Source organism: Robinsoniella sp. KNHs210 (assembly GCF_000686105.1).
Taxonomy (GTDB): domain Bacteria; phylum Bacillota; class Clostridia; order Lachnospirales; family Lachnospiraceae; genus Robinsoniella; species Robinsoniella peoriensis.
This window is the reverse complement of record NZ_JMLZ01000002.1, coordinates 1,571,782-1,597,906: the sequence shown is the minus strand read 5'-3', so window position 1 is coordinate 1,597,906 and position 26,125 is coordinate 1,571,782. Positions and strand designations below refer to the sequence as shown.

Annotated in this window: 21 protein-coding genes and 1 tRNA gene; 14 read left to right on the top strand and 8 right to left on the bottom strand. The window is 39.7% G+C overall.

Annotated elements, in window-relative coordinates:
* Positions 1–8: 8 nt before the first annotated feature.
* Positions 9–1,376 carry a sodium-dependent transporter gene (locus tag CD03_RS0113985; RefSeq protein ID WP_027294185.1) on the top strand — a complete coding sequence of 456 codons (1,368 nt, stop codon included), beginning with the start codon at positions 9–11 and terminating at the stop codon, positions 1,374–1,376.
* Positions 1,377–1,461: 85 nt separating this feature from the next.
* Here CD03_RS0113985 and CD03_RS0113980 read toward each other — a convergent pair whose 3' ends face one another.
* Genes CD03_RS0113980 through CD03_RS0113960 form a run of 5 tightly spaced genes read right to left on the bottom strand, consistent with a single transcriptional unit; the run spans position 1,462 to position 6,285 of the window.
* Positions 1,462–1,968: a flavin reductase family protein gene (locus tag CD03_RS0113980; protein WP_044289379.1), complete on the bottom strand. Its 507-nt coding sequence runs from the start codon at positions 1,966–1,968 to the stop codon at positions 1,462–1,464.
* A gap of 12 nt (positions 1,969–1,980) precedes the next feature.
* The gene (locus tag CD03_RS0113975; RefSeq protein WP_027294183.1) at positions 1,981–3,852 is read right to left on the bottom strand and encodes an extracellular solute-binding protein; all 1,872 of its coding nucleotides are present in this window, start codon (positions 3,850–3,852) and stop codon (positions 1,981–1,983) included.
* Positions 3,852–4,667: an ABC transporter permease gene (locus CD03_RS0113970; protein WP_027294182.1), complete on the bottom strand. Its 816-nt coding sequence runs from the start codon at positions 4,665–4,667 to the stop codon at positions 3,852–3,854. Before CD03_RS0113970 ends, CD03_RS0113975 begins: the two co-directional genes overlap by 1 nt.
* The gene (gene potA, locus CD03_RS0113965; RefSeq protein WP_027294181.1) at positions 4,657–5,730 is read right to left on the bottom strand and encodes a spermidine/putrescine ABC transporter ATP-binding protein; all 1,074 of its coding nucleotides are present in this window, start codon (positions 5,728–5,730) and stop codon (positions 4,657–4,659) included. Before potA ends, CD03_RS0113970 begins: the two co-directional genes overlap by 11 nt.
* 15 nt (positions 5,731–5,745) lie before the next feature.
* Positions 5,746–6,285, bottom strand: coding sequence for a helix-turn-helix domain-containing protein (locus tag CD03_RS0113960; RefSeq protein ID WP_027294180.1), 540 nt, complete (start codon positions 6,283–6,285; stop codon positions 5,746–5,748).
* 199 nt (positions 6,286–6,484) lie between these two features.
* On the opposite strand from CD03_RS0113960, the gene CD03_RS0113955 reads away from it, so the two are divergent.
* A complete protein-coding gene (locus CD03_RS0113955; protein ID WP_027294179.1) occupies positions 6,485–7,540 on the top strand; it encodes a lactonase family protein in 1,056 nt (351 codons plus the stop codon).
* A gap of 44 nt (positions 7,541–7,584) precedes the next feature.
* Here CD03_RS0113955 and aroC read toward each other — a convergent pair whose 3' ends face one another.
* Positions 7,585–8,688 (bottom strand): chorismate synthase, encoded by a 1,104-nt coding sequence (gene aroC / locus CD03_RS0113950; RefSeq protein WP_027294178.1) that lies wholly within the window; start codon positions 8,686–8,688, stop codon positions 7,585–7,587.
* A gap of 302 nt (positions 8,689–8,990) precedes the next feature.
* On the opposite strand from aroC, the gene CD03_RS0113945 reads away from it, so the two are divergent.
* Together CD03_RS0113945 and CD03_RS0113940 are read left to right on the top strand one after the other, a co-directional pair.
* Positions 8,991–9,932 carry a magnesium transporter CorA family protein gene (locus tag CD03_RS0113945; RefSeq protein ID WP_027294177.1) on the top strand — a complete coding sequence of 314 codons (942 nt, stop codon included), beginning with the start codon at positions 8,991–8,993 and terminating at the stop codon, positions 9,930–9,932.
* A gap of 15 nt (positions 9,933–9,947) precedes the next feature.
* Positions 9,948–10,781 (top strand): hypothetical protein, encoded by an 834-nt coding sequence (locus tag CD03_RS0113940; protein WP_027294176.1) that lies wholly within the window; start codon positions 9,948–9,950, stop codon positions 10,779–10,781.
* Here CD03_RS0113940 and CD03_RS39960 read toward each other — a convergent pair.
* Positions 10,747–10,890 (bottom strand): DUF6783 domain-containing protein, encoded by a 144-nt coding sequence (locus CD03_RS39960; protein WP_394910373.1) that lies wholly within the window; start codon positions 10,888–10,890, stop codon positions 10,747–10,749. The two genes, CD03_RS0113940 and CD03_RS39960, sit on opposite strands and share 35 nt — an antisense overlap.
* Before the next feature lie 15 nt (positions 10,891–10,905).
* Here CD03_RS39960 and CD03_RS39955 point away from each other — a divergent pair, with 15 nt between their 5' ends.
* The 7 genes from CD03_RS39955 (at position 10,906) to CD03_RS38875 (ending at position 18,400) form a co-directional block, all read left to right on the top strand.
* Positions 10,906–11,004 (top strand): hypothetical protein, encoded by a 99-nt coding sequence (locus tag CD03_RS39955; protein WP_394910369.1) that lies wholly within the window; start codon positions 10,906–10,908, stop codon positions 11,002–11,004.
* The gene (pyk, locus tag CD03_RS0113930; protein ID WP_027294175.1) at positions 11,001–12,437 is read left to right on the top strand and encodes a pyruvate kinase; all 1,437 of its coding nucleotides are present in this window, start codon (positions 11,001–11,003) and stop codon (positions 12,435–12,437) included. The genes CD03_RS39955 and pyk overlap by 4 nt, the downstream gene beginning before the upstream one ends.
* A 14-nt stretch (positions 12,438–12,451) precedes the next feature.
* Complete coding sequence (locus tag CD03_RS33510) at positions 12,452–14,437, top strand: LTA synthase family protein (protein ID WP_052377801.1); 1,986 nt, start codon at positions 12,452–12,454, stop codon at positions 14,435–14,437.
* Between the two features lie 55 nt (positions 14,438–14,492).
* Positions 14,493–16,472 (top strand): LTA synthase family protein, encoded by a 1,980-nt coding sequence (locus CD03_RS33505; protein WP_052377800.1) that lies wholly within the window; start codon positions 14,493–14,495, stop codon positions 16,470–16,472.
* Between the two features lie 90 nt (positions 16,473–16,562).
* The gene (locus CD03_RS0113915) at positions 16,563–17,837 is read left to right on the top strand and encodes a diaminopimelate decarboxylase (protein WP_027294174.1); all 1,275 of its coding nucleotides are present in this window, start codon (positions 16,563–16,565) and stop codon (positions 17,835–17,837) included.
* 211 nt (positions 17,838–18,048) lie between these two features.
* Positions 18,049–18,131 (top strand) — tRNA-Leu (locus tag CD03_RS0113910).
* A gap of 146 nt (positions 18,132–18,277) precedes the next feature.
* Positions 18,278–18,400 carry a hypothetical protein gene (locus tag CD03_RS38875; protein ID WP_255348088.1) on the top strand — a complete coding sequence of 41 codons (123 nt, stop codon included), beginning with the start codon at positions 18,278–18,280 and terminating at the stop codon, positions 18,398–18,400.
* A 685-nt stretch (positions 18,401–19,085) separates the two neighbouring features.
* On the opposite strand, the gene CD03_RS0113895 is transcribed toward CD03_RS38875, so the two are convergent.
* A complete protein-coding gene (locus CD03_RS0113895; RefSeq protein ID WP_027294173.1) occupies positions 19,086–20,543 on the bottom strand; it encodes an IS1182 family transposase in 1,458 nt (485 codons plus the stop codon).
* 213 nt (positions 20,544–20,756) lie between these two features.
* On the opposite strand from CD03_RS0113895, the gene fliB reads away from it, so the two are divergent.
* From fliB to CD03_RS0113875, 3 genes are all read left to right on the top strand, one after another.
* Positions 20,757–21,926 carry a flagellin lysine-N-methylase gene (gene fliB, locus CD03_RS0113890; protein ID WP_027294172.1) on the top strand — a complete coding sequence of 390 codons (1,170 nt, stop codon included), beginning with the start codon at positions 20,757–20,759 and terminating at the stop codon, positions 21,924–21,926.
* 386 nt (positions 21,927–22,312) lie between these two features.
* A complete protein-coding gene (locus CD03_RS0113880; RefSeq protein ID WP_027294171.1) occupies positions 22,313–24,142 on the top strand; it encodes an ABC transporter ATP-binding protein in 1,830 nt (609 codons plus the stop codon).
* The gene (locus tag CD03_RS0113875) at positions 24,139–25,962 is read left to right on the top strand and encodes an ABC transporter ATP-binding protein (RefSeq protein ID WP_027294170.1); all 1,824 of its coding nucleotides are present in this window, start codon (positions 24,139–24,141) and stop codon (positions 25,960–25,962) included. The genes CD03_RS0113880 and CD03_RS0113875 overlap by 4 nt, the downstream gene beginning before the upstream one ends.
* The last annotated feature ends 163 nt before the right edge of the window (positions 25,963–26,125 follow it).

Below are 26,125 nucleotides of genomic sequence, written 5' to 3'. Positions count from 1 at the left end.
AGACAGATATGGAGAGAGAGAAGTTTTCCTCCCGGTTGGGCTTTATCCTGATATCGGCAGGATGTGCAATCGGGTTAGGAAATGTATGGCGTTTCCCCTATATTACGGGAAAATATGGAGGTGCGGCATTCGTTTTAGTTTATTTATTCTTCCTGCTGATTCTTGGATTACCAATTGTGGTAATGGAATTTGCAGTAGGGCGTGGAAGCCAGAAGAGTGCGGCACTGTCATTTGACGTGTTGGAACCCAAAGGAACAAAATGGCATTTATACAAATTTGGAGCAATTGCGGGAAATTATCTGCTGATGATGTTTTATACCACAATCGGCGGATGGATGATTCTCTATTTCTTCAAAATGGCTGCCGGGCAGTTCGAGGGCATGAATTCGGAGCAGGTCTCAGGAGCCTTTGGAGAGTTAATGGGACAGCCGGTACTGATGACCGTTTGTATGATCGCTGTGGTTATTGTATGCTTTGGCATCTGCGCGAAAGGATTGAAAAACGGTGTAGAAAAAATTACAAAGATAATGATGGTCAGCCTGTTAGCACTTATGGTTATTCTTGCTATCCGTTCCGTAATGTTAGAAGGCAGTTCCACCGGACTTAAATTTTATTTATATCCGGACTTTAGTAAATTAGTGGAATCGGGGATATCAGAAAGTATTTTTGCTGCTATGGGTCAGGCGTTCTTTACTTTAAGCCTGGGTATTGGTGCATTGGCAATTTTCGGAAGTTATATTGGAAAAGACCGATCATTGACAGGAGAAGCAGTAAGTGTTACCATTTTGGATACTTTTGTTGCACTTATGGCAGGTTTAATTATTTTTCCGGCCTGTTTTGCTTATAACATTAAACCGGATAGCGGTCCAAGCCTGATATTCATTACATTACCCAATGTATTTAATGAAATGAGCGGTGGAAGAGTATGGGGAAGCCTTTTCTTCTTATTCATGTCTTTTGCGGCTATTTCAACAATCATTGCCGTATTTGAAAACATTATTTCTTTTGCAATGGATCTCACCGGATGCAGCAGAGGAAAAGCAGTTGCAGTAAATCTGATCGTAATTATTATTCTCTCGATGCCATGTGTATTAGGATTCAATCTGTTAAGCGGATTTACTCCTTTCGGACCGGGATCAAATATATTGGATCTGGAGGATTTCATTGTCAGCAATAACTTACTGCCTCTTGGCAGTCTGGTATATCTTTTATTCTGTACCAGCCGCTATGGATGGGGATTTAAGAAGTTTACTGCAGAAGCAAATACGGGTAAAGGAATAAAGTTTCCCAATTGGGCAAGGGTATATGTGACCTGGATTCTGCCGATTATTGTATTGGCTATCTTTATTCAGGGCTACGTTGTAAAATTCTTTTAATTGCAAATTTTCCAACACAAAAGGCATGCTCATGTGATCAAAACATGGCATGCCTTTTATATTACATTGTTCCGTTCTTTTTACGCTATTCTTTCACCAGTACTTTTTCAATCTCTACAATATACATCGTGTGGTAATCCTTCTGGGGATACCATTTTTCGTCACAGCTCTTATCAATAAAGCATGCGGGATCATATTCCTGTGCATAGAGTTTACGGCATACCATTACGGTATTGGCTTCTTCGAAGTATGGGGTATCCTCTTCCAGTGTAACCGTAAGTCCTGATTTCTGGATTTTATCCTCATCTCTGCCGGAAACAGTTCCCAGGTAAGTTAATGTTTTACGGTAGGAATCATCCAGTACAGACAGTGAAAATGTGGTGGAAGCGTCTATAAACTCTTTTGTATAACGCTGGGGACGGATAAATACATATGCTACATTTTTTCCCCACATTATGCCCACACCACCCCAGGATGCTGTCATCGTGTTACATTTGTCTCCATTTTTTGCTGTTACCAGCAGCCATTCTTTTCCAATCATCTGAAATGGATTTTTCTGTAATTCTGTTGCTTTGATTTCTTTAAAACTCATGATACATACCTCCTAATTTGATTTTACTTTGTTCCACAATTCGTTATAGGTCTGGTCTACCTTATCTCCCAGATAGCGGAAGGTTTCACAGCGGTTTAATACGGTATCATCCGGAAAAGCAACCGGATTGTTGCGGATTGCATCGTCCTCTATCATTTTACGCGCCTCTGTATTCGGTGTAGAATAGGTAATGTAATTAAAATTCATCAATGCAATATCCGGACGGCATAAGAAATTAATAAAAGCTTCCGCATTTTCTTTGTGTTCTGCATTCTTTGGAATTACCCAGGAATCAATCCACATATTAGAACCTTCTTTTGGCACTACATATTCCAGGTTCGGATTCTCCGTCTTAGTATAAATTGCTTCTCCGGAATAAATAACGCCCAGGGCTGCCTCATTTCCGATCATCTTATCACGCACCTGGTCAATGACGTAAGCCTGAACCAATGGTTTTTGCTTAATCAGAAGATCTTTAGCCTCGGTCAGTTCATCCAGGTCGGATGAATTCAGGGAATAGCCAAGTTCTTTCAGGGCTACGGCAAAAGCATCCCTGACGCTGTCCTGCATTAAAATATTATCTTTGTATTTCGGATCCCACAGTACAGACCAGCTGTCAATCGGTTCGTCCACCATGGTCTTATTGTATAGAATACCTACCGTCCCCCAGCAATATGGCACGGAATAGAGATTTTCAGGATCAAATTCCCTTGATTTCTCCAGATAAGTTTTTCCGATATTTTTAATATTTGGAACATTGTCAAAGTTTATTTCCGCCAGCAGGTCATTTTCCCGCAAACGCTGGATCATATAATCGGAGGGGCAGACTACATCATATGCAATTGCTCCTGATTTTATTTTAGGATACATGATTTCGTTTGTTTCGTATTCCTCATAGATTACATCTATGCCGGTTTCCGCCTCAAACATGGTAATTACTTCCGGATCCAGATATTCTCCCCAGTTATATACAATCACCTTGTTATCGCCGGCAAGAGAGCCCTTTGAACCATAGTAAAAGCCTCCTACCACAATCACGAACGCCATAAGTGCCGGAATAACTTTTTTAAAGATACCGGTTAACTTTGTTTTCTTCTTTGCCGTTGTTCTTTTGTCATGAACCTGTTCTTTTGGCGACATGTTTACCATAATCAGCAATACCAGCACAGAAACAAACAGAAGAGTGGAAAGCGCATACATTTCCGGTTTGATTCCCTTACGTACTTCAGTATAAATTTTTGTTGACAAGGTGTCAATCCCCGGTCCCTTTGTAAAGTGGGTAATTACAAAATCGTCCAGGGACATGGTAAATGCCAGCAAAAATCCGGACAATACACCCGGCATAATATCCGGAAATACAACTTTAAAAAAAGCATACAGGGGAGAAGCTCCAAGATCCAGCGCTGCTTCATAAGTACTGCGCTTGGTTTGCTTTAGTTTTGGAGCTACACTCAACATAACATATGGAATATTAAACGTAATGTGCGCCATCAGGATTGTACTAAATCCCAGTGTTACATGAAACGCTATAAAAAGCAGCATCAGAGATACACCCGTTACGATTTCAGCATTTACCATAGGTATGTTGGCAAGGCCGTTAAAAAGGGTACGGTATTTTCGTTTCATACTCTGAATGCCGATTGCAGCCATGGTGCCGATCAAAGTAGCAATCAGTGCCGAGAGCAGTGCGATGATCAGCGTAGTGTAAAAAGCATTCATGATCTGCTCATTCTGGAAAAGAGCTTTATACCATTTTAAAGTAAAACCGCCCCATTTAGCGCGGGTCTTGGAAGCATTAAATGAAAGTACGATAAGGGTTGCAATGGGTGCATACAGTAAAATGAAAATTAAGATCAGGTAAATTTTTTGTGCCGCTTTTTTCATTAGAATGTAGCCCCCTCTCCATCTTTATCGTACTTAGAAACCAGAGCCATACTTGCAATTACGAATACCATAAGCACAAGAGACAGCCCGCTGCCCAGATTCCAGTTACTTCCCTGCTTAAATGTCTGCTCAATGACGTTACCAATTAATAGAATCTTACCGCCGCCCAGCAGGTCGGAAATTACGAAAGTAGTAAGTGCCGGAACAAAAACCATGGTAATTCCGCTGATGATGCCTGGAAGACTCAGCGGAAAAGTAATTTTAACAAAAGTCTGAAAATTATTGGCACCTAAATCCTTTGCCGCATTAATTACATCTTTATCTATTTTACTCAGTATATTATATAAGGGCAGTACCATGAAGGGAAGAAAATTATAAACCATGCCTAATACAATCGCATAGGGTGTATTAATAATCTCAAGCGGTGCTAAATGAAAAAATGTTAAAATATCATTCAAAACACCATTTTTCTCCAGGAGATTCTGCCATGCCATCGTTCTCAGTAAAAAGTTCATCCACATAGGTAAAATAAAAATTAAAACAATAAAACTGGACTGGTTCATATTAGAGGAACTTAAAATCATCGCCAATGGATATGCCAGCACCAGGCAGATCACGGTACTGATCACGGCAAGCAGGATCGCCAGGCCTAAAGCTTTTAAGTTTTCTGCTGTTGTAATCCTGGCAATATTCATCAGGGTAAAAGATCCGTCTTCTGCAGTCAAACCATAATATACAATCATCAGAAGGGGAATAATTATAAAGGAAACCGCCCAAAAGAGATAAGGTCCGGCTAATAGTCGTTTACTCTTCAATATTTACCGCCTCCTCATCTTCTGAAATAGGTTTGTTCATAATCTGGATATCAAAAGGATCTACGTGAATGCCCACTTCCGTTCCCACGGGGAAGAGATCCGTGCTGTGTACAAGCCATTCGTGATTATTGGCCAGTACCTCCATTTCATAATGGACGCCTTTGAAGATCAGATGGGTTACGACACCTGTTATGGTTCCTTCTTCTGGTTTGACAAGGTCAATATCTTCCGGGCGGATCACTACATCCACAGGTGTATTATGCCCAAATCCCACATCTACACAAGGGAAAGGCACACCCAGTATTTTAACAAGTTTATCTTCCATGAAGGTTGCCGCAATAATATTGCTGTCCCCGATAAAATCCGCCACAAATGCATTTTCTGGCTCATTGTAGATATCCTCTGGAGAACCAATCTGCTGAATGTATCCCTGATTCATAACCACAATCGTATCAGACATGGTTAAGGCCTCTTCCTGGTCATGTGTCACATAGATAAAGGTAATGCCCAATTCGTTTTTTAGCCTGATTAATTCATATTGCATATCCTGACGCAGTTTCAAATCCAGGGCTCCCAGAGGTTCGTCCAGCAGAAGCACTTTCGGCTCATTTACAATTGCCCTAGCAATTGCAATTCGCTGCTGCTGGCCGCCGCTTAAGGAATCGGGAGAGCGGTTTTCATATCCCTCCAGATTAACCAGCTTTAAGGCATATTTTATTTTATCATTAATATAATTTTTACTCTTATTCTTAATTTTCAATCCGAATGCTATATTTTCTGAAATAGTCATATGTGTAAAAAGTGCGTATTTTTGAAATACTGTGTTTAACTGACGTTTATTTGCCGGAAGATTCGTAATATCTTTACCGTCAAAAATTATATTGCCGCTGTCAGGGTTTTCAAATCCTCCCAGAATGCGAAGGGTGGTAGTTTTGCCGCAGCCGCTTGGACCAAGCAGTGTTAGAAATTCATTCTGCCGTATATAGAGATTAAGGTCATCCAAAACTTTTTGTCCATCATAGGATTTTGTTATATGCGTTAAGTCGATTAATTTATTACTCATGTCGTACCTCCTGATTTAAAAGCTGGGCGGAGAGCTGACCCAGATCAGGACAGCGCTGCTTTTCCCTGTATTTTTAATATAATGTCTTTGGCTTGGATTAAAATAAAAAGATTCTCCCTTTTTTACCTTATAAATACGTTTACCAATATACAGTGTAATATTCCCCTGTAATATATATCCAAATTCTTCCCCCTCATGGGGATTGTCCGGATAAGTGCTTCCGCCGGGTTCTAAAGTCAGGCGGATAGGCTCCATAATGTTTTTCTGCGCGTTGGGAATGATCCATTCAATTTTATTGAAAAATTCAGAGTCAACCTTCTGAAAATAGTCTGTATCATGAAATACGACCTGTTCTTCCGTCGTTTCACAGAAAAATTCATTCAGATTGGTTCCCAGACACTGGAGTATATCCACCAGAGTGGCGATGGACGGAGAAGTCAGATCCCGTTCCAGCTGGGAAATAAAACCTTTGGAAAGTTCAGCTCTGCCAGCCAGTTCTTCCTGGGTCAGACCCTTGGCAATACGCAGTTCTTTTAGCTTTTGTCCGATAACCATTTTCCTACCTCTCAACTAATAGTATAAATAAACATAAAGTTTAGCAATTGTAAACAGAAACAATATAGCATAGAATGATCGGAATGTCACGCACTATTTGCTAAATTTTTCTTCTGATTTCTATTAACAAATAGATAAGTTTATGGTAAGATATAAGAAATTAATGAGACATAAGTTTTTAGCTAAGGAGGATAAGATAATGAGCAAGAGTAAATACGTTGCTTATGTAGGTACATATACACATGGAAGCAGTGTTGGTATTCATATTTATGATTTAGATATTGAAGAGGGGACAATGAGTGAGCGGAATGTGGTTTCGGTTAATAACGCTTCCCATATTACGAAATCTCCAAACGGACAATATCTGTATTCCATAGCAGATGAAGGTGTTGAAGTATTAAAAATATTCCCCAATGGAGATTTAGAGCCCATAAACCAGGTAGATATCGATGGGATGAGAGGCTGTTTTCTTTCTACGGATCTGGATGGTAAGTTTTTATTTGTGGGCGGATACCATGACGGTAAAGTCAGCGTTGTACGGATTCACCAGGATGGCCGTCTTGGCAGTGTAGTGGACGGTATTTTCCATAAAGGCCTTGGAAGTGTTGCTGAACGTAACTTCAGACCCCATATCAGCTGTGTAATGCCAACACCGGACGGAAAATATCTCTGTGTCGTAGACAACGGAATTGACCATATAAAGCTTTATACCGTGAACCCCACCTCCGGAAAATTAAAATTATATGATATCTTAAGATGTGAGCTGGAGTCAGGTCCCAGGATTATACGTTTCAGCAAGGATGGAAAATATGCATATGTTATCTGTGAACTCAGCAATGAAATTAACGTATATACCTATGACGGCGCAGGTAAGTCCCCTCAATTTGAGCTGATTCAGACAGTACGCACACCAATGGACCAGAAAGAAGGCGGTTGTGCAGCTTCGGGCCTGAAGATTGCTCCAAGTGGAAAATACCTGTATTGTTCTTCGGCAGGAGACAATAGTGCCGGAGTATTCCGCATCAATCAGGAAAACGGAATGTTAGAAGAGGTCTGCATTTTACCAATCAGCGGGGATTATCCAAAAGATATCGATGTGTTCCCGGATGAAAAGACATTAGTTGTCCTTAACCATGAAAGCAATGAAATTCGCTTCTTTACCATCGATTATGAAAAAGGACTATTAATAATGAAGGGCAAACCGGTCAAAGTTGAAACGCCAAATTGCATTTTGATTTCAAAAGTAGAAGAGTAAATTCATTAAAGACAGCCGCAGGTTTGTGCGGCTGTCTTTTCTTGTTACCTGTGAAAAAATCTGATCAGATGGTCCATCTGGGAAGTCATGCTGGCAAATAACATATCCAGCAACGTGATAGCCGTCATGGATTCCACCACAACCACAGCACGGGGGACGATCACCGGATCATGTCTTCCTTTTACCTTGATCTGTATGCTTCTGCCATCTTTTGTTATGGTAGACTGTTCCTTTTTAATAGATGGTGTAGGCTTAATGCCTACCCGCAGGAGAATATCGCTGCCATCACTGATTCCTCCCATTATTCCTCCGGAGTGATTCGTGAGTTTTACTTTATGCCCCTCTGAAGAAAGTGTATACTGGTCATTATTTTCGCTGCCAAGAGCCTGTGATACGGCAATGCCGTCACCAATTTCAAAAGATTTAACGGCACCTATGGATAGAAGCGCTTTTCCCAGGTTCGCATTTAATTTTTCGAAAACCGGATCGCCAACGCCCGGTATCATATTTTTTACAATGCATTCAATCATGCCGCCGGAAGAATCTCCATGCTGCATACATTCCTCTAAAAATGCCCCAGCACGCTGAGCAGCTTCGGCATCTGGCATATATAGTGGATTTTGGGAAATAATACTACGGTCAAAATTATTATTATCTATTTTGACAGGACCGATGGATCTGGTGTAAGTCAGAAGCTGTACACCCAGAAGATCCAGTATTTTAATTGCAATGGCACCGCCGGCTACACGCCCGATGGTTTCCCTTCCGGATGAACGTCCGCCTCCGCGGTAGTCCCGGAATCCATATTTCGTGTCATAAGTCAGATCTGCATGCCCCGGTCTGTAGTAATCAGCGATTTCTCCATAATCAGAAGAACGCTGTGTTTTATTATAAACAATCATGGAAATCGGAGTCCCTGTTGTTTTTCCCTCAAAAACACCGGAGAGGATTTCTACCGCATCGTCTTCTTTACGGGGAGTAGAATATTTACTTTGTCCGGGTTTTCTTCGGTCCAGATTTTTTTGAATATCCTCCTCGCAAAGAGCCAGCCCTGCCGGACAGCCGTCTACCACAACTCCGATGCCTTTTCCGTGGGATTCTCCCCAGGTCGTTATTTTAAATTGATTGCCAAATGTTGATCCTGCCATAATATCCTCCTTGTACAATATGCTTCAGCCATTCTTTATTGCCTCTTACTAGTATACCTAATTGTTAAAATATTGTAAAGAGATGAAAAAAATGATGGCTTCGATTGACAAATAGTTTTTTAGTCTTTATAATGTCCTTTAGTTGCAAGATATTTTGGAGAAAGAAAGGAAGTGTGATTCCATGGAGGGTGGTCCTAGTCCTAGGGAAAATAATAGCGAAGTTCATATAGAAAAATACGCATAGGACAGGCCTTCGGAAGATTATCCTGTTCTATGGATAATTGAAAGGAGATTATGGAGTCATGATCAAAATTTTTAGGACAATTGATGGTGCAATTCATCAGGTAAATGAAGCACAGGAGGGTTGCTGGATTGCTCTGGTAGACCCAACAGCAACAGAAATATTAGACATCGCAAATGAATACAATATTGAGGTAGATGACCTGCGGGCACCTCTGGATGAAGAAGAACGGTCCAGAATTGAAGTAGAAGATAACTATACGATGATACTGGTGGATATCCCTGTCATTGAGGAACGTAATGACAAAGACTGGTACGGAACAATTCCAATGTCTATTATCGTAACGGATGAAATCATTTTTACCGTATGCCTGGAGGATACGCCGGTGCTTTCCGCTTTTATGGACGGCAGGGTACGGAATTTCTTTACCTATAAGAAAACCCGATTCATATTACAGATTCTGTATAAGAACGCTACCATGTTCCTGCATTATCTGCGTATCATTGATAAGAAAAGTGAAGTCGTGGAGAAAAAACTTCATCTGTCCACGAAAAATCAGGAGCTGATTGAACTGCTGGAACTGGAAAAGAGTCTGGTGTATTTTACAACTTCACTTAGGTCGAATGAAGTTGTCCTTGAGAAACTGCTGAAAACCGAAGGTATTAAACATTATCCGGAAGATACCGAACTTCTGGAAGATGTTATTATTGAGAATAAGCAGGCAATTGAAATGGCAAATATCTACAGCGGTATTTTAAGCGGTATGATGGATGCATTTGCATCGGTTATCTCCAACAATCTGAATATTGTAATGAAATTTTTAGCAACAGTGACCATTGTAATGTCTATTCCGACCATGATCTTCAGTGCTTATGGTATGAATGTGAATTCCAGCGGTATGCCATTTTCCGGCAGTCCCTATGGTTTCGCACTGGTTATTTTGTTTTCATTAATTTTAAGTCTTGTTGTAGCTTTGATTTTTTCAAAAAAGAATTTATTTTAAAGAAAGGTAGTATAAATGGACTTTATAAATAAACTGGAACGTAAATTTGGCAGGTACGGTATCCGTAATTTATCCTTATACCTTATCATCTGCTACATCCTGGGTTACACTTTTAATGTTTTTCAGCCGAATATCATGAGTTTTTTAACGCTGGAACCTTACTACATTCTCAGAGGTCAGATCTGGCGTATAGTTACCTGGATATTAGTGCCGCCGGAATCACTTAGCATATTTACGGTTATCATGTTGTTCTTTTATTACTCTTTGGGTACTTCTCTGGAAAATACCTGGGGTGCTTTCCGTTATACGCTCTATATTCTTGCCGGTCTTCTATTTACGGATATAGGAGCATTTATCCTGTATTTTGTACTGGGCGGCGGTAAACTGTTTGGTCCTATTTTCAGTACTTATTACATTAATATGTCAATTTTCCTTGCATTTGCTTTATGTTATCCCAATATGCAGGTGTTATTGTATTTTGTTATACCGATTAAAATCAAGTGGATGGGAATTTTATATGGAGTATTTATCCTGTTTTCCTTCTTTAAATCCTCTTGGCCGATTAAAGTTGCAATTATTGCTTCCTTAATGAACTTCATTATTTTCTTCCTTGGAACAAGAGATTTCAGGAGAGTTTCTCCGGGTGAAATAAGGCGGAAAAAGAAGTTTAAACAGGAAACAAGACAGTCTTCAGGCGGTCTTACAAAACATAAATGTGCAATATGCGGCAGGACAGAACTGGACGGAGAAGATCTGGAATTTCGTTTCTGTTCCAAATGTGACGGCAATTATGAATACTGTCAGGATCATCTGTTCACACATGAACATGTGAAAAAGCACCACCGCTAGAGTGTGTCTGAAAATTGCTTTCTGACAGCCGCGCGTCACAGTTTGTGGGATATTTGTCCCGAATGAAGGGCGCGCAGCGGACTGCGTAACCTGAATTCGGGGCAAATATGCCGTAAAGCGGGGCGTGCAGATGGCGGGAATGAATTTTAAAACACGCTCTGGAACTCAGGTTTTCTATGAAAATAAGAATATATCTCAAACAACATCAGGAGGCGCATTATGAAAAAAACGAAAATTATATGTACAATGGGACCAAATACAAACAACAGGGAATTGCTTAGTGATCTGGTAAATAACGGTATGGATGTTGCACGTTTTAATTTTTCCCATGGTGATCATGAAGAACATCTGGGCAGAATCCAATTAGTTAAAGATGTCCGTACAGAACTTGGAATTCCGGTGGCTATGCTTTTAGATACGAAAGGTCCGGAAATCCGTACCGGAGTATTAAAAGACCATAAAAAAGTACAGTTAAAAGAAGCCGAAGAGTTTACTCTGGTAATGGAAGAAATCGAAGGCGATGATAAGAGATGTTCCATTACTTATCCGGAACTTACAAAGGATGTTAAAAAAGGCGATTTTATTTTAATTGATGACGGCTTAATTGAACTCGTTGTTAAGAAAGTCTCAGAAAGAGAAATTGAATGCGTTGTCGTAAACGGCGGTGAACTTGGTGAGCGTAAAGGAGTCAATGTACCAAATGTCAGCGTAAACCTTCCTGGTGTGACAGATAAAGATAAAGAAGATATTTTATTTGGAATTGAGCAGGACTTTGATTTTATTGCAGCATCGTTTGTACGTAATGCACAGTGTATCCGTGATATCAAAAAGCTTTTAAAAGATAATCACGGCGAACATATCAATGTTATAGCTAAGATTGAAAATGCCGAAGGCATCGCAAACATAGATGAAATCATTGACGTGGCTGACGGAATCATGGTAGCAAGAGGTGATCTTGGTGTTGAAATACCTGCTGATGAAGTTCCATACATTCAGAAAAAGATTATTAACAAATGTAATGAACATTACAAACCGGTTATTACTGCAACCCAGATGCTGGATTCTATGATCCGTAACCCTCGTCCAACCAGAGCAGAAGCGGGAGATGTGGCAAATGCGGTATATGACGGCAGCGATGCGATCATGCTTTCCGGAGAGACAGCAATGGGCAAATATCCTTTAGAAGCATTGAAGATGATGGTGAAAATTGCTGAAACTACGGAATTACATCTGGATTATAAAATGCTTGTTAAGAACAGTAAAAGCAGAAGAAAGAAAAATATTTCCAGCGCAGTTGGATTTGCTACCGTATCTACTGCACGTAACCTGGACGCAGCCTGTATTGTAATCCCGACTATTTCCGGACAGACAGCGAGATTAATCTCTAATTTCAGACCGGAAATGCCAATATATGCTATTTCACCTAATGAATGTACCGTACGCAGAATGCAGCTGTATTGGGGCGTTTATCCGATGAAGGGAAATAATGAAAATACGACAGAGCATATTATTTCCAGCCCGATGGTTACATTACGTCAGAAAAATCTCGTAAATAAAGGGGATCTGGTAATATTTACGGCAGGTGATCCTGCTACCAATGTTGTTACCGGCGAGGGTGCAATAACGAACATGATGCATGTATTACAAGCAAAATAGATTGGATTGTTGAGATGAAAAAAATATTTACTGAATCAAAATTACGAATTGTCATGGCTTCTGCCGTGACAATTATTCTTATTATATTAACTATACTGGCAGTGAACGGCGATGGGATGCATAGCGGCAAACTGGTGCTTTCACTGCTTTTATCTGTTGCAGCAGGTGTTTTAATCGCTTTAAAATTTAAGCTGCCAAAACCCGTGGGAATCGCAGCACTTATTTTAATTCCCATTCTGGCTCTGTGTACGATGGAATTTTACACCCATGTACCATGGGATCTGACCGTATTAATATTTATCCTGAACCTTATGTTTTACTATCTGCTGTACGCAATCGGCACTTTTTTACTGGGTTCCACAAGATGGGGATATATACTTGCTACGGCAGTACCAATGTTTTTCGGGGTTGCCAACTACTTTGTTGTAAGCTTTCGTTCTTCGCCCATCGTACCATGGGATTTTATGTCGCTTGGCACAGCGATAACAATTACAGATAATTATACTTTTACCTTTTCTTATCGTTTAGTATTTGTACTTATTGGTTTTATCTATTTAATGATTATTGGCGAAAAGACTGTTTTTTCAGTTAAAAATATAAAAGTTCGTTTAATAGCCCTGATTCTATCTGTTATTCTTATGACAGGTTATGTAACTGAAGTAAAAACGGACACTGTAAAAGATATGTTCGGGTTGGATGATATTTTATTTACTCCCAATGTATTGTATCGTAACAATGGCTTTATGGTGGCGTTCCTGGCAAATCTGCGCTATCTGGATATAGACAAGCCCGAAGGCTATTCACCGGAAGAAGTAACAAAAGTAGAGCAGGAAATCGAAAAGGAAAAGACATCCTCTGTCAATGCTTCTGCGAACGAGACAAAAAAGCAAAAGAAACCGAATATCGTCGTGATCATGAATGAAGCATTTACAGACCTGGCTTACCGCGGTGATTTTGAGACAAATGAAGATTATATGCCATTTATCCGTTCCATGAAAGAAAACACCATCAAAGCGGACATGTTCGTATCTGTAAAGGGGGGTAACACCGCCAATACCGAATTTGAATTTCTGACAGGCGATTCTATGGCATTCCTTCCAACCGGAAGTGTGGCATACCAGCAATATGTAAAAGGATCCATGCCAACGCTGGCAAGTTATCTGAAAGGTATGGGGTATGGTACCACCGCTATCCATCCTTATTATGCAACCGGATGGAGCAGAGATAAGGTGTATGACTATTTTGGTTTTGATCAATTCTATTCCCAGGATGATTTTGAAAACCCGGAAACAATCCGTGGCTATGTCAGTGACAAATCAGCATTTGATAAAATCATTGAAACTTATGAAAATAAGACCCCCGGAGAGCCAATGTTTACCTTCGAAGTTACTATGCAGAACCATGGCGGTTATAGTAAAGAGTATCCCGGATTTGAGCCATCTATAGAATTAACACAGATTCCGGAAGACGAGAAGACCTTAAGTGTTATCTCTACGGAACGTTACCTTACTTTGGTAAAAGAAACAGATCAGGCTTTTGAAGAGTTAATTAATTATTTCAGCAATGTAGATGAAGATACCATTGTGGTAATGTTTGGCGATCATCAGCCATCTGATTATATCGCTAATGCGATCCTGCGTCTGAATAATACTGACCAGGAATCCTCCATTGAAGAATTTCAGAATGGATATAAAGTTCCAATGATTATGTGGGCTAATTATGATATTGAGGAGCAGGATATTAATCAAATCAGTGTAAATTACTTAAGCGGACTGTTAATGGAACAGGCAGGACTTCCCCTGACCGACTACCAGACCTATTTGCAGTCACTGCGTAAAACACTACCTGTTATTACGGCAAACATTTATATTGACAAAGATGGTCAGTTTTATGAATATTCTGATGAAGCTTATAAAGATCAGTTAAACCAGTATTCTATATTACAATATAATCACTTATGTGATAATAAAAACCGGGTAGATAAATTTTTCGGAGGTTAATACCGGGGAATTTATCTGTTTCGGATACAGAAGATATTTCGGGGAGTTATGACAAATGAAAAATATAATTACGAAATCAAAAATAAGAATAGGTATATCCATTTTAGTAACCTGTACACTTATATTACTTTCCAGTTTGGCGGCAATGCACAGTAAAGGGCATGCCGTCAAGCTGGTTCTTTGTATTATGATATCTTTGGCAGCCGGGGCTTTGATAAGCCTGAACGTTCAATTTCCAAAGTTCCTGAGCATATTATTCTTAATAATGATTCCATTTTTTTCTTTAATCGGAATCGAATCTTTCACCCATGAGATAACTGATATTAAGAAAATTGTTATTTTGCTTAATTTAGTATTTTATTATCTGTTGTATGCAATTTGTAGTTCTCTGTTAAACTCTATAAAATGGGGATATGTACTTGCAACTTTAATTCCACTAATTTTTGGTGTAATAAATTTCTTTGTGATTCAATTTCGCTCCTCACCATTAATGCCTTGGGATTTTCTGGCAGCAAGGACGGCACTTTCTATCACAGATAATTATTCTTTTACCTTTGATTATAGATTTGTATTCCTAATCTTTGGTTTTGCCTATCTTATGATCTGTGCTGAAAAAATTCAGGTAAAAATCAAGAACCTTCGAATCCGACTGGCGGTCCTCCTTTTTTCATCTATTTGTATGGCAGGATATGTCACTGTTGTAAAATCTGAGCGAACTACAGAAGTATTTAAGCTATATCATACTTTATTCGCCCCAAAACGGATCTATATGAGAAATGGCTTTGCTGTTGCATTCATTACCAACTTTCGATATCTACATATACAAAAGCCAGAAGATTACACCCCAAAAGAAGCAGAAGAAATTATGTCTGAATCAAAGGTGCAGGTGGCTTCTGCAGCTAGTACAAATAAAAAAACTTCAAAAGATAAGCCCAATATTATCGTAATAATGAATGAAGCCTTTTCAGATCTGTCTGTCCGTGGAAAATTTGAAACCAACGAGGACTACATGCCTTTCATCCACTCCCTGACAGAAAATACCATTAAATCTGATATGTTTGTTTCAGTAAAAGGTGGAAATACCGCAAATACAGAATATGAGTTTCTGACAAGTGATACTATGGCATTTTTACCCAGCGGAAGTGTGGCATACCAACAGTTTGTACGCCACCCCATGCCCGCACTGCCAAACTATTTAAAAAGTCTGGGCTATAAAACAACTGCCATCCATCCGTACAATTCAAAGGGGTGGAACCGGGAAAATGTATATTCCTATTTTGGATTTGATACATATTTTTCAAAAACAGATTTCAAAAAACCAAAGAAAATCCGTGACTATATCAGTGACGAATCAGCATTTCAGAAAATTATAGAAATCTATGAAAACAAGGCAAAGGATGAAAGAATATTTACCTTCGAAGTAACCATGCAAAATCATGGTGGCTATGATAAAGAGTTTCCGGGGTTTGAACCAACCATTACCCTATCACAATATGCCGATAAGAAGAAATCCGATAATGTGCGGGCGGCGGAACAGTATCTGACATTAATTAAGGAATCGGATAAAGCTTTTCAAGAACTCACCGATTACTTTAAAAAAGAATCGGAACCTACCATAATCGTAATGTTTGGAGACCATCAGCCCGCTGATAATGTGGCAAAACCTATTCTGAAACTGAATCATATCAATCAGGATGCTTCTGTGGAAGAATACCAGAACGGTTATATCGTACCTATGGTTATGTGGACAAATTATAAGCTGAAGAATCAGGATATTCCTATGATAAGTCCAAACTATCTCAGTGGATTACTCCTTTCCAATGCCGGGCTGCCTTTAACTGATTATCAATCTTATTTAGAAGATCTTCGAAAGACAATACCTGTTATAACTGCAAATGTATACATTGATAAAGATGGAAACTATCACCAGTATTCCGAAGATTCTTTTAAAGAACAGCTAAACCAGTACTCTATTTTACAATATAATCATCTAAGTGATTATAAAAACCGTGTGAATGACTTTTTTGGCGGTTAAGTATTGACAAATAAAAATGTGCATATTATAGTTGACCCGAAGACTACATCTGATGCGAAATCAGCAAATAAGCATAAGAGGAGAAGCATTATGAAGAAAGAAACTTTTGTAACAAAAGAACAGCTGGAAGAAATAGTAAATAAATATCCTACACCATTTCATCTCTATGATGAAAAAGGAATACGGGAAAATGTAAAAGCTTTGAAAGAAGCCTTTTCCTGGAATAAGGGTTATAAAGAATATTTTGCCATAAAAGCAACACCAAATCCATTTCTGATCAATATCTTACAGGAGTATGGCTGCGGCTGTGACTGTTCTTCCAAGACAGAGCTTATGTTGGCGAAAGCAATCGGCGCAACCGGCGATGATATTATGTTTTCTTCCAACGACACGCCAATGGAAGAATTTCAATATGCACATGAACTGAATGCTATTATTAATCTGGACGATATTACACATATCGAATTTCTGGAAAAAGCGATTGGAACGCTGCCTAAGAAAATCAGCTGCCGCTATAATCCGGGCGGTTTATTCAAAATCAGCAATGATATTATGGATAATCCCGGAGATGCCAAATACGGCATGACAACAGAACAGATCAAAGAGGCTTTTAAAATATTAAAGAGCAAAGGGGTTGAGGAGTTTGGAATCCATGCATTCCTTGCAAGTAATACGGTAACAAACGATTATTATCCAATGCTTGCTAAAGTATTATTCGAAACAGCCGTAGAGATTCAAAAAGAAACCGGTGCCCATGTAACATTTATCAATCTATCCGGAGGAATCGGAATACCTTACCGCCCGGATCAGGAATCAAATGATATCCGTGCTATTGGAGAAGGTGTTCGAAAAGTATATGAAGAAGTGCTTATTCCTGCCAATATGGGTGATATTGCCATTTATACGGAGCTTGGAAGGTTTATGATGGGACCTTACGGATGTCTGGTTACCAGGGCGATTCATGAAAAACATACCCATAAAGAATATATCGGGGTAGATGCATGCGCTGTCAATCTGATGCGTCCGGCAATGTACGGCGCTTATCATCATATTACCGTCATGGGCAAAGAAAACAAGATTTGTGACCACAAGTATGACATAACAGGATCTCTGTGTGAAAATAATGATAAGTTCGCAATTGACAGAATGCTGCCTGAAATTGAAAAAGGTGACCTTCTGGTAATTCACGATACTGGAGCACATGGTTTTTCCATGGGATATAACTATAATGGTAAACTGAAATCTGCTGAGATACTCTTAAAAGAAGATGGAAGCACCGCTTTAATCCGCCGCGCGGAAACTCCACAAGATTACTTTGCTACATTTGATTGTTTTGATCTGTATAACAAGTTAGTAGAAGAGTAGTATTTGGCCACAGCTGCCTGATCTCATTGCATTCTGCCTCATAAAGGATTGGTGTGTTTTTAATACATCCGATCCCTTATGGGCCAGTTTCCATTCAGAAAAGTTCTTATTGTCGATAAATTAGGAAAAATAAAAAAAATTCAAAAAATGCTTGCATAATTTGGTATCTTATGTTAGAATTATTTTCGTTGAGAGGAACACATCAACTTAAGCCGGCGTGTCGGAATGGCAGACGAGGCAGACTCAAAATCTGTTGTGGGCAACCACGTATGGGTTCAAGTCCCATTGCCGGCAGTAATATCAGTACTTTTGAAAAGCACCTGTATATGGTGTCTTTTTTTTGCTTGAAATCATGATCTTATACATAGTATATTAGAGCAGATAATTATAGCTTAAATTTGGGTTTTGCTGAGGAAGGGGACGCTTTGTAGATGTAGGTAGTGTACGGAAAGATGGGAGGGGGAAACTTGCATGGGCTCCGTCAGCTGGCCGCAGAACTGGTATTTTCTAACCTTTCCGAAGCGCTTTTTGGCGGCACGCGGGCATTCACCGAGAAATCCTGATGCATTTCTCGGTTCAGTACCCGCTTAGTATCCGATGGGAGCCAGTCGAATACTATCCGCCAAAAAACACTTCGGAAAGGTAAGTAAATACTCAGCTCTGCTCTACGCTTCCTCCGTCCATACAAGTTTCCCCCTCCCATCTTTCCGAGATTCATGTTACCGCCACAAAGCTGAATTTCTCAGCATGGTCGGACCCCTGGGCTGTGGCAGGCGGTTCTTTATTGGATGTAGCGTAGTATATTTCGGCTATTTAAGCGTAAAAGGAGATGAAAGTTTGCTACTTTTTCTGGAATGAAGAAACAAATCACTGTGATAAGTTCAGTTGCTTTATGTTACTCGTTCTCAGCATGATAGATTCCCTGGGTGTAGATGGATGTTCTTTATTGGATGTAGAGCGGTATATTTTGACAGTTTATGCATAATAGAAGATGAAAGTCTATTCCTTTTTCTGATTGCAGAATATAAAACAAATCCCGTTCTCAAGATCAGTTGCTTAACGCCAATATTGTTCAGCATGCCACAACCCCAGGGTCCCACCACGCTGAGAAAACCGAGGCCACTGAAAAACATATGTTTTTAAATCCTTCCTTAATAATAAAACACAAAATCCACCAGACTCAAATTTTTCTGGTGGATTTTTGTGCATTTTCTATGGATGATTCCTTTTTCTGAACTAGGGATTCCTTTATTTTTCCCCCATCACTTTCATGATTCGTTTGAGGTTCACTGCAAATATTGCCATCGCCCCCTGCATTTCCATGCCAATAAGACCTGATGATGACGCAACGTCATAACCATGTCTATGTTTTAACTCGCTGTTTTTTGCTTCTATCTTATAACGCTCTTTTACTTTTTCTTTAAAATATTCCGTTTCCTGAAATTGTGCCTGTTCGCTATGGGTATCACTGATGACCGTCTCTGTATATGTCTTTTTTTTCGCTCCCTCTTTGTAGCATCCTTCTCTATAAAGGCATTTTTTACATTTTTTTATATCAAAAGTATAGGTTATCCGCGCATTCCTGCCCTCAGCTTTTTGTTTATTCAGATATTTATGGATTGCCATATGCCCTGCTTTACATTGATACATTAAAGCATCTTTGTTAAATTCAAATTTATCTTCCTTTTTACGATTTCCTTGTGTAACATTACTGCATAATCTAGCGACCAGTTCATAATCTTCTTCTCTTGCAGCATCTATATTTTTTTTGCTTGCATATGCCTTGTCACCAATAACTGTTTTAATCTCCATTCCTGCTTCCCTGCTTTTCTGTACCAGGGCTGCCAATTCCTTTCCATCCGTTTTCTCTCCGCTGGTTATTGTGGCAGCTGTAATAATTCTTTCTTCCGTCATGGCGATATGTGTTTTATATCCAAAGAAGGAGGTGTCTGCTGTCTTATGTCCAATTTTTGCATCCCCATCTTTTGAGGTATCCATTTGTTCAAGGTCATCACGGACAGCTTCTTCTAATAATTTCAATTTTTCCTGCACTTTGGGATAGCTGCATATCGTTTTATTCTCTTTTATAGTGGAAATTAGCTGATTGCAATACGCCAGTTCTTTTTCCAAAGAATCTTCTGTATTTTTAGCAGGAAACTGGTTTTTCATTGTTTCTTCCACTTCATAAACGGTACGCCGTAGTTTTTTCGACCTTTCCTGTAGTGCCTGCCGCGGAGTCATTTGATTGTATCTTGATTTTGTATGTGTGGCATCAACAATAATGGTTTTTGATTTTATGATTTCCTGCTCTAATGCAATCTGGACTGTTTTCGCAATCAGCATATCTAAAAGTGCCATATCTTTTAATCGCAATTTACGAAATTTCGTCAATGAGCTGGGATTAATAACCTTCTCCTCCGGCACCATATCCAGAAAGTATTTAAAAGACATATCATACCTGGAACGCTCTACGACATCAACATCCGATAGATCATAAATTGCTTTTAACAGCAGATATTTAAACATGCGGATAGGTGGAACTGCATTACGTCCGTTATCAAGACAATATTTATCAATTAACTCTTCATAAATAAATCCGAAGTTTACGAGTTCTTTTATCTGTCGGAGAAGATTATTCCTGGGAACCACCAATTCATATATTTTCATGTAGGAACTTAATACTAATTTTTGTTGTTGATCTACCATAAAAACACCGCCTTTATTTGATACATACATTATATCAAAAATAGACGGTAATATCTACTTTTTCAGTGCCCTCGAGAAAACCAGCTTTGTATCAACGAATGCTCCCTTCTCTTTCCGTACACTACCTATCATCTACAAAGCGTCATTACTCAGCTAAACACAAATTCAAGAAATTGTCCGCTGTATTACCAGAGGTTACAGAAAGGAAAAAATATGCAATATACAATTCCACACTATTTCAAAAAATTCCAATGCACTGCATCTGCATGTCCGGACACCTGTTGTGCCGGCTGGGAAATTGTCATCGATGAAAAAACGGTAAAGAAATATAAAAAGACAAAAGGTTCCTTCGGTAACCGCCTGCACAATTCCATAGATTGGCAGAACACGGTTTTTAAGCAGTATCAGCACCGTTGTGAATTTTTAAATGAAGATAACTTGTGTGATATTTATAAAGAAGCAGGACCTGCAATGTTATGCAAAACTTGCCGTACTTATCCCAGACATATTGAAGAATATGAAGGCTTACGAGAAATATCGCTGTCCCTTTCCTGTCCGCCTTCAGCTGAATTGATACTTGGCTGTAAAGAGCCGGTACGGTTTCTAACAAAAGAAAAAGAAAATATTTCTGAAGAATATGAGGATTTTGATTTTTTACTGTTTACTAAGTTAATGGATGCAAGAGATGCCATAATTCATATCCTGCAGAGCCGTAATCTGGACTGTACTATCCGAATGGCTATGGTACTGGCTTTTAGCCACGACTTGCAGACCCGTATAGAACATGACCAGCTTTTCTCTATGGATGAACTGATCACCCGATATCAGAGTGAAAAAGCTATATGCTTTTTCCAAAAAAAACAGAAAGAATATGAAAACCGGGCAGAAAAACGCTGTTTCGAAATGAAAAAAATGTTTCACATATTTGATCAATTAGAAATATTAAGGAAAGACTGGCCGGAATTTGTAAGCAGCAGTCTGAGCAGTCTCTTTGATGATGGTGCCTCTGCCTATCAAAAAAACCGCAGCAAATTCCAGGAAAACGCCGGATATAAAAGCAATACACACAATACCTGGGAGAACTGGTGCGAACAATTAATGGTTTATTTTATATTCACCTATTTCTGCGGTGCAGTATATGACCGTGAAGCCTATTCCAAAATGAAATTAGCGGTAGTAAGTACCTTGTTGATTCAGGAGTTGGCTCAGGCTCTGTGGCAAAAACAGGACGAAAAGCTCAGCTTTAAGGATTTTACGCGAACGGCGCAGAGATTCTCACGGGAAATAGAACATTCTGATTCAAATCTCAACCGGTTGGAAGATATTTTCTCTGTAGAAGAGACTTATGATCTGGAAAATTTGTTGCTTTGTATTTTTAATTAAAAATATTTCAAAAATATACTTGACTTTAAAAATATGGTAAGTTATACTAATTAAACAATTTGCTTAAAAAATAAAAAAATTAATGAAAGGAGGCAGGCAAAATGAGAAACTTTAGATTTATTAAAACGTTATTAAATGAACGTATAGCTATCAATAACAAGTTGAATAATCAGCGGACATTTTGCCTGCCTTTTCAATGAATATCGTTTTCTTAATGGAGCAGTATGCCTGTTGAGATGTCATTGCGTAAGCACGATAGGAATAGAATAAGGACAGTTAAAAAGCGCCTCTGGTCATTCAGAGGCGCTTTTTTGCTGTGTCGGAAACGGCACAAAATACAGTAACTATTTACATAACAACGAAAAGTATGGAGGGGAAACAGAATTATGGAAAGGAATAAAACAGGAAAAGTGCGCCTGATCGCCCGATTCCTGAAAGGAAATCTGCACCTGTTTGTATTTGCATTGGCATTTTCAATGCTGAATACCGTTTTTAACTCATTAACACCTCAAATTGTCCGAATCTCTGTCGACTCGGTTATCGGTGGCGCAGACTGGCAGCTGCCGGGGTGGCTGATAGAGTTTCTGCATCTAAAACAGCTGCAGAGCTCTGGAGGAAAGGCTTTACTTGCTGCGGCTGCGGCCGTTATGGTAACTGCAGTGATGTCCGGTATTTGCAGTTACTTCAGCAAAATGGGCATTGCCAAAGGATCGGAGTCTTTTGTAAAAAGTATCCGGGACCAATTATATGCCCATATACAAAAGCTGCCATTCTCCTGGCATGTGAAGCATCAGACAGGCGAAATTATTCAGCGATGCACCTCTGACGTGGACGTTGTACGAAACTTTGTCTGTAACCAGATGGTAGAAGTGTTTCGTACCAGTTTTTTAATTATTTTATCTATGGGGATTATGTTTTCTATGAATGTGAAAATATCTCTGGTGGCTCTTTGCTTTATCCCTGTTATAATGGGATATTCCGGATTTTTCTATTCCAAGATCGCCAAAAGATTCCTAAAAGCTGATGAAGCGGAAGGAGAGTTATCCAGTGTTGTTCAGGAAAATCTCACCGGTGTTCGGGTAGTAAGGGCATTTGGCCGAGAAAAATTTGAAATTGACCGGTTTGATCAAAAGAATGAGGCATTTTCCAGCCTGTGGATCCGCCTGGGCCGCCTGATGAGTGCTTACTGGGGAATCGGAGACTTGATCACAGGACTTCAAATTCTTACTGTAATCTGCGTTGGAGTTGTAGTGGCTGTAAACGGTCAGATAACACTTGGAGAATTCCTGGCATTTGTTTCTTATAATGCTACCATGGTCTGGCCGGTAAGGGGACTTGGACGAATTCTATCCGAAATGAGTAAAGCCGGTGTATCCATAGAGCGAGTAGCTTATATACTGGATGCCAAAGAGGAGCAGGACAGCCCAAGCGTAGAAAACGGGCCTATGGACAGAGACATTCATTTTGAACAGATTAACTTTTCCTACGGTACAGGTTATCCTATTTTAAAAAATGTTGATTTTACTATACCGGCAGGCACTACCTTTGCCATTCTGGGCGGAACCGGAAGCGGCAAATCTACTCTGATGCATCTGTTGAACAGGCTTTATGACCTGCCGGAAGAATCCGGCAAGATTACCATTGGGGGCAAGGACATTGCCAAGATGAGCCGGGAGTACCTGCGCAAAAATATCGGTATGGTTTTGCAGGAACCATTTTTATTCTCCAGGGCAATTCATGAGAATATCGCAATTGCCAACGAAGATGTCTGTCATGAGTCCATCCGGGAAGCAGCGCGGATTGCATGTGTAGATGAAGCAATCCAGCATTTTCACAAAGGATATGACACCATTGTAGGCGAGCGCGGTGTTACGTTGTCCGGAGGACAGAAACAAAGGGTTGCAATTGCTCGTATGCTGATGCAGAACGCACCAATCATGGTATTTGATGACTCTCTTTCAGCCGTCGATGCCGAGACAGATGCCAAAATCCGGGAGGCATTACAGGACCAGATGGGAAAAGCTACCGTTATCTTAATATCACATCGTATAACAACACTGATGCAGGCAGACTGCATTCTGGTACTGGATGACGGCAGTGTGGCACAAATGGGAACTCATGAGGAATTGATTGCACAAGAAGGTATTTACAAAAACATTTATGATATACAGATGAACAATGATGATCGTCTGTTACTGGAAGGAGGGGCAATATGAGCTACGAAGAGCAGGAATTTACAAAATCATTTGATATAAAGATCTGGAAAAAGATCCTGCCGTTTCTAAAACCATATAAAAAGATTTTTATCATGATCATCGCACTGAATGTATTCTGCTCACTGGTAGATATTGCACTGCCATTATTTCAGCGCTATGCCATTGATCATTTCATTGAAGAAAAAACCGTTGACGGTATTATAGGATTTGGTGTAGTTTACGCAATCGTAATCCTGCTTCAGACCCTGAGTGTTATATTCTTTACCAGAGGTAATATGAAAGTAGAAATGAAAGTGGGCAGAGACTTAAAAAAGGCTTGCTTCGTACATCTGCAGACATTATCTTTTTCTTATTACAACGTAACGCCGGTTGGATATATTCTGGCAAGAGTCATGAGTGATACTAACCGTATCGCCGGACTGGTAGCCTGGAACCTGATTGATGTTCTATGGGCATCCACATATGTATTCGGAGTATTTATAGCCATGTTGATTCTGAACTGGCAGCTTGCCCTGCTGGTTATACTGATCGTTCCTGTAATTGCCCTGCTGACCGTATATTTTCAGAATAAGATTCTAAACTGGAACCGGAAGGTCCGTAAGATCAATTCCAAAATTACCGGGGCCTATAACGAAGGAATCATGGGTGCAAAAACATCGAAAACCCTGGTAATCGAAGATAAGAATTATGATGATTTTCAGGGGATTACAGAAGAAATGAAAACCTCCGGGGTGCGTGCAGCCAGATTAAGCGCTGTTTATATTCCCCTGGTCATGCTGTTCAGCTCTCTGGCAACCGCTATGGTACTGGCTAAAGGCGGTAATATGGTATTAAAAAACCTTTTGATGATCGGAACCCTGTCTGCATTTACATCCTATGCGGTAGGAATCTTCGAACCGATACAGCAGCTCGCCAGAAATATTGCAGATATTATCTCGGTACAGGCAAATATTGAACGGGTTACCGGTTTATTAGATCAGGAACCTCAGATCGTTGATTCGAAAGAAATCACAGACAAATATGGGGATTCCTTCTATCCTAAAAAAGAAAACTGGGAAACACTTCATGGAGAAATTGAATTTAAAGATGTTTCCTTTCATTATCCGGATGGTAACGAAGAAGTACTAAGCCATTTTAACCTGAAGATTCCGGAAGGAACCACCGTTGCCATAGTGGGAGAGACCGGTGCCGGTAAAAGTACCCTGGTGAATCTGGCGTGCCGCTTCTTTGAACCAACCGAAGGAAAAATACTGATAGACGGGAAAGATTACCGGGAACGCAGCCAGTTATGGCTGCACAGCAACATCGGATATGTCCTGCAAAATCCCCACTTGTTCTCAGGTACCGTCATGGAAAATATCCGCTATGGAAATTTAGAAGCAACTGATAAGCAGGTAATTGCTGCCGCAAAGGCTGTATCGGCCGATCTTGTGGTGGATAAGCTGGAAAATGGATATCAAAGCGATGTAGGAGAAGGCGGTGACCGCCTGTCCACTGGCGAAAAACAACTGATCTCTTTCGCCCGGGCAGTATTGGCGGATCCCAGAATCTTTGTATTGGACGAAGCAACTTCTTCCATTGATACCCAGACAGAACAATTGATTCAAAATGCTACAATGCAGCTGCTTAACGGAAGAACTTCTTTTTTAATAGCCCACAGGCTGTCTACAATTCGCAAAGCGGATGTGATTCTGGTAGTAAAAGACGGTAAAATTATTGAACAGGGAAAACATTTGGAGCTGCTAAAACAGAAGGGATATTATCATGACCTTTACAGTAAACAATTCCAGGAAGAATCTTCCCGAAAAGTATTAGCGTAAAGATTTGGGGCTGAATAATTCAGCCTCATTTTTTATACATAAATTTACCAATATATCAATAATAATTATCATTATTAAAATATTCATTGACTAAGATACTAACTTGTGATAGAATGCAATCAAGTTAGCAATAACTAACTACAACAATTAATAAGATCAGCAA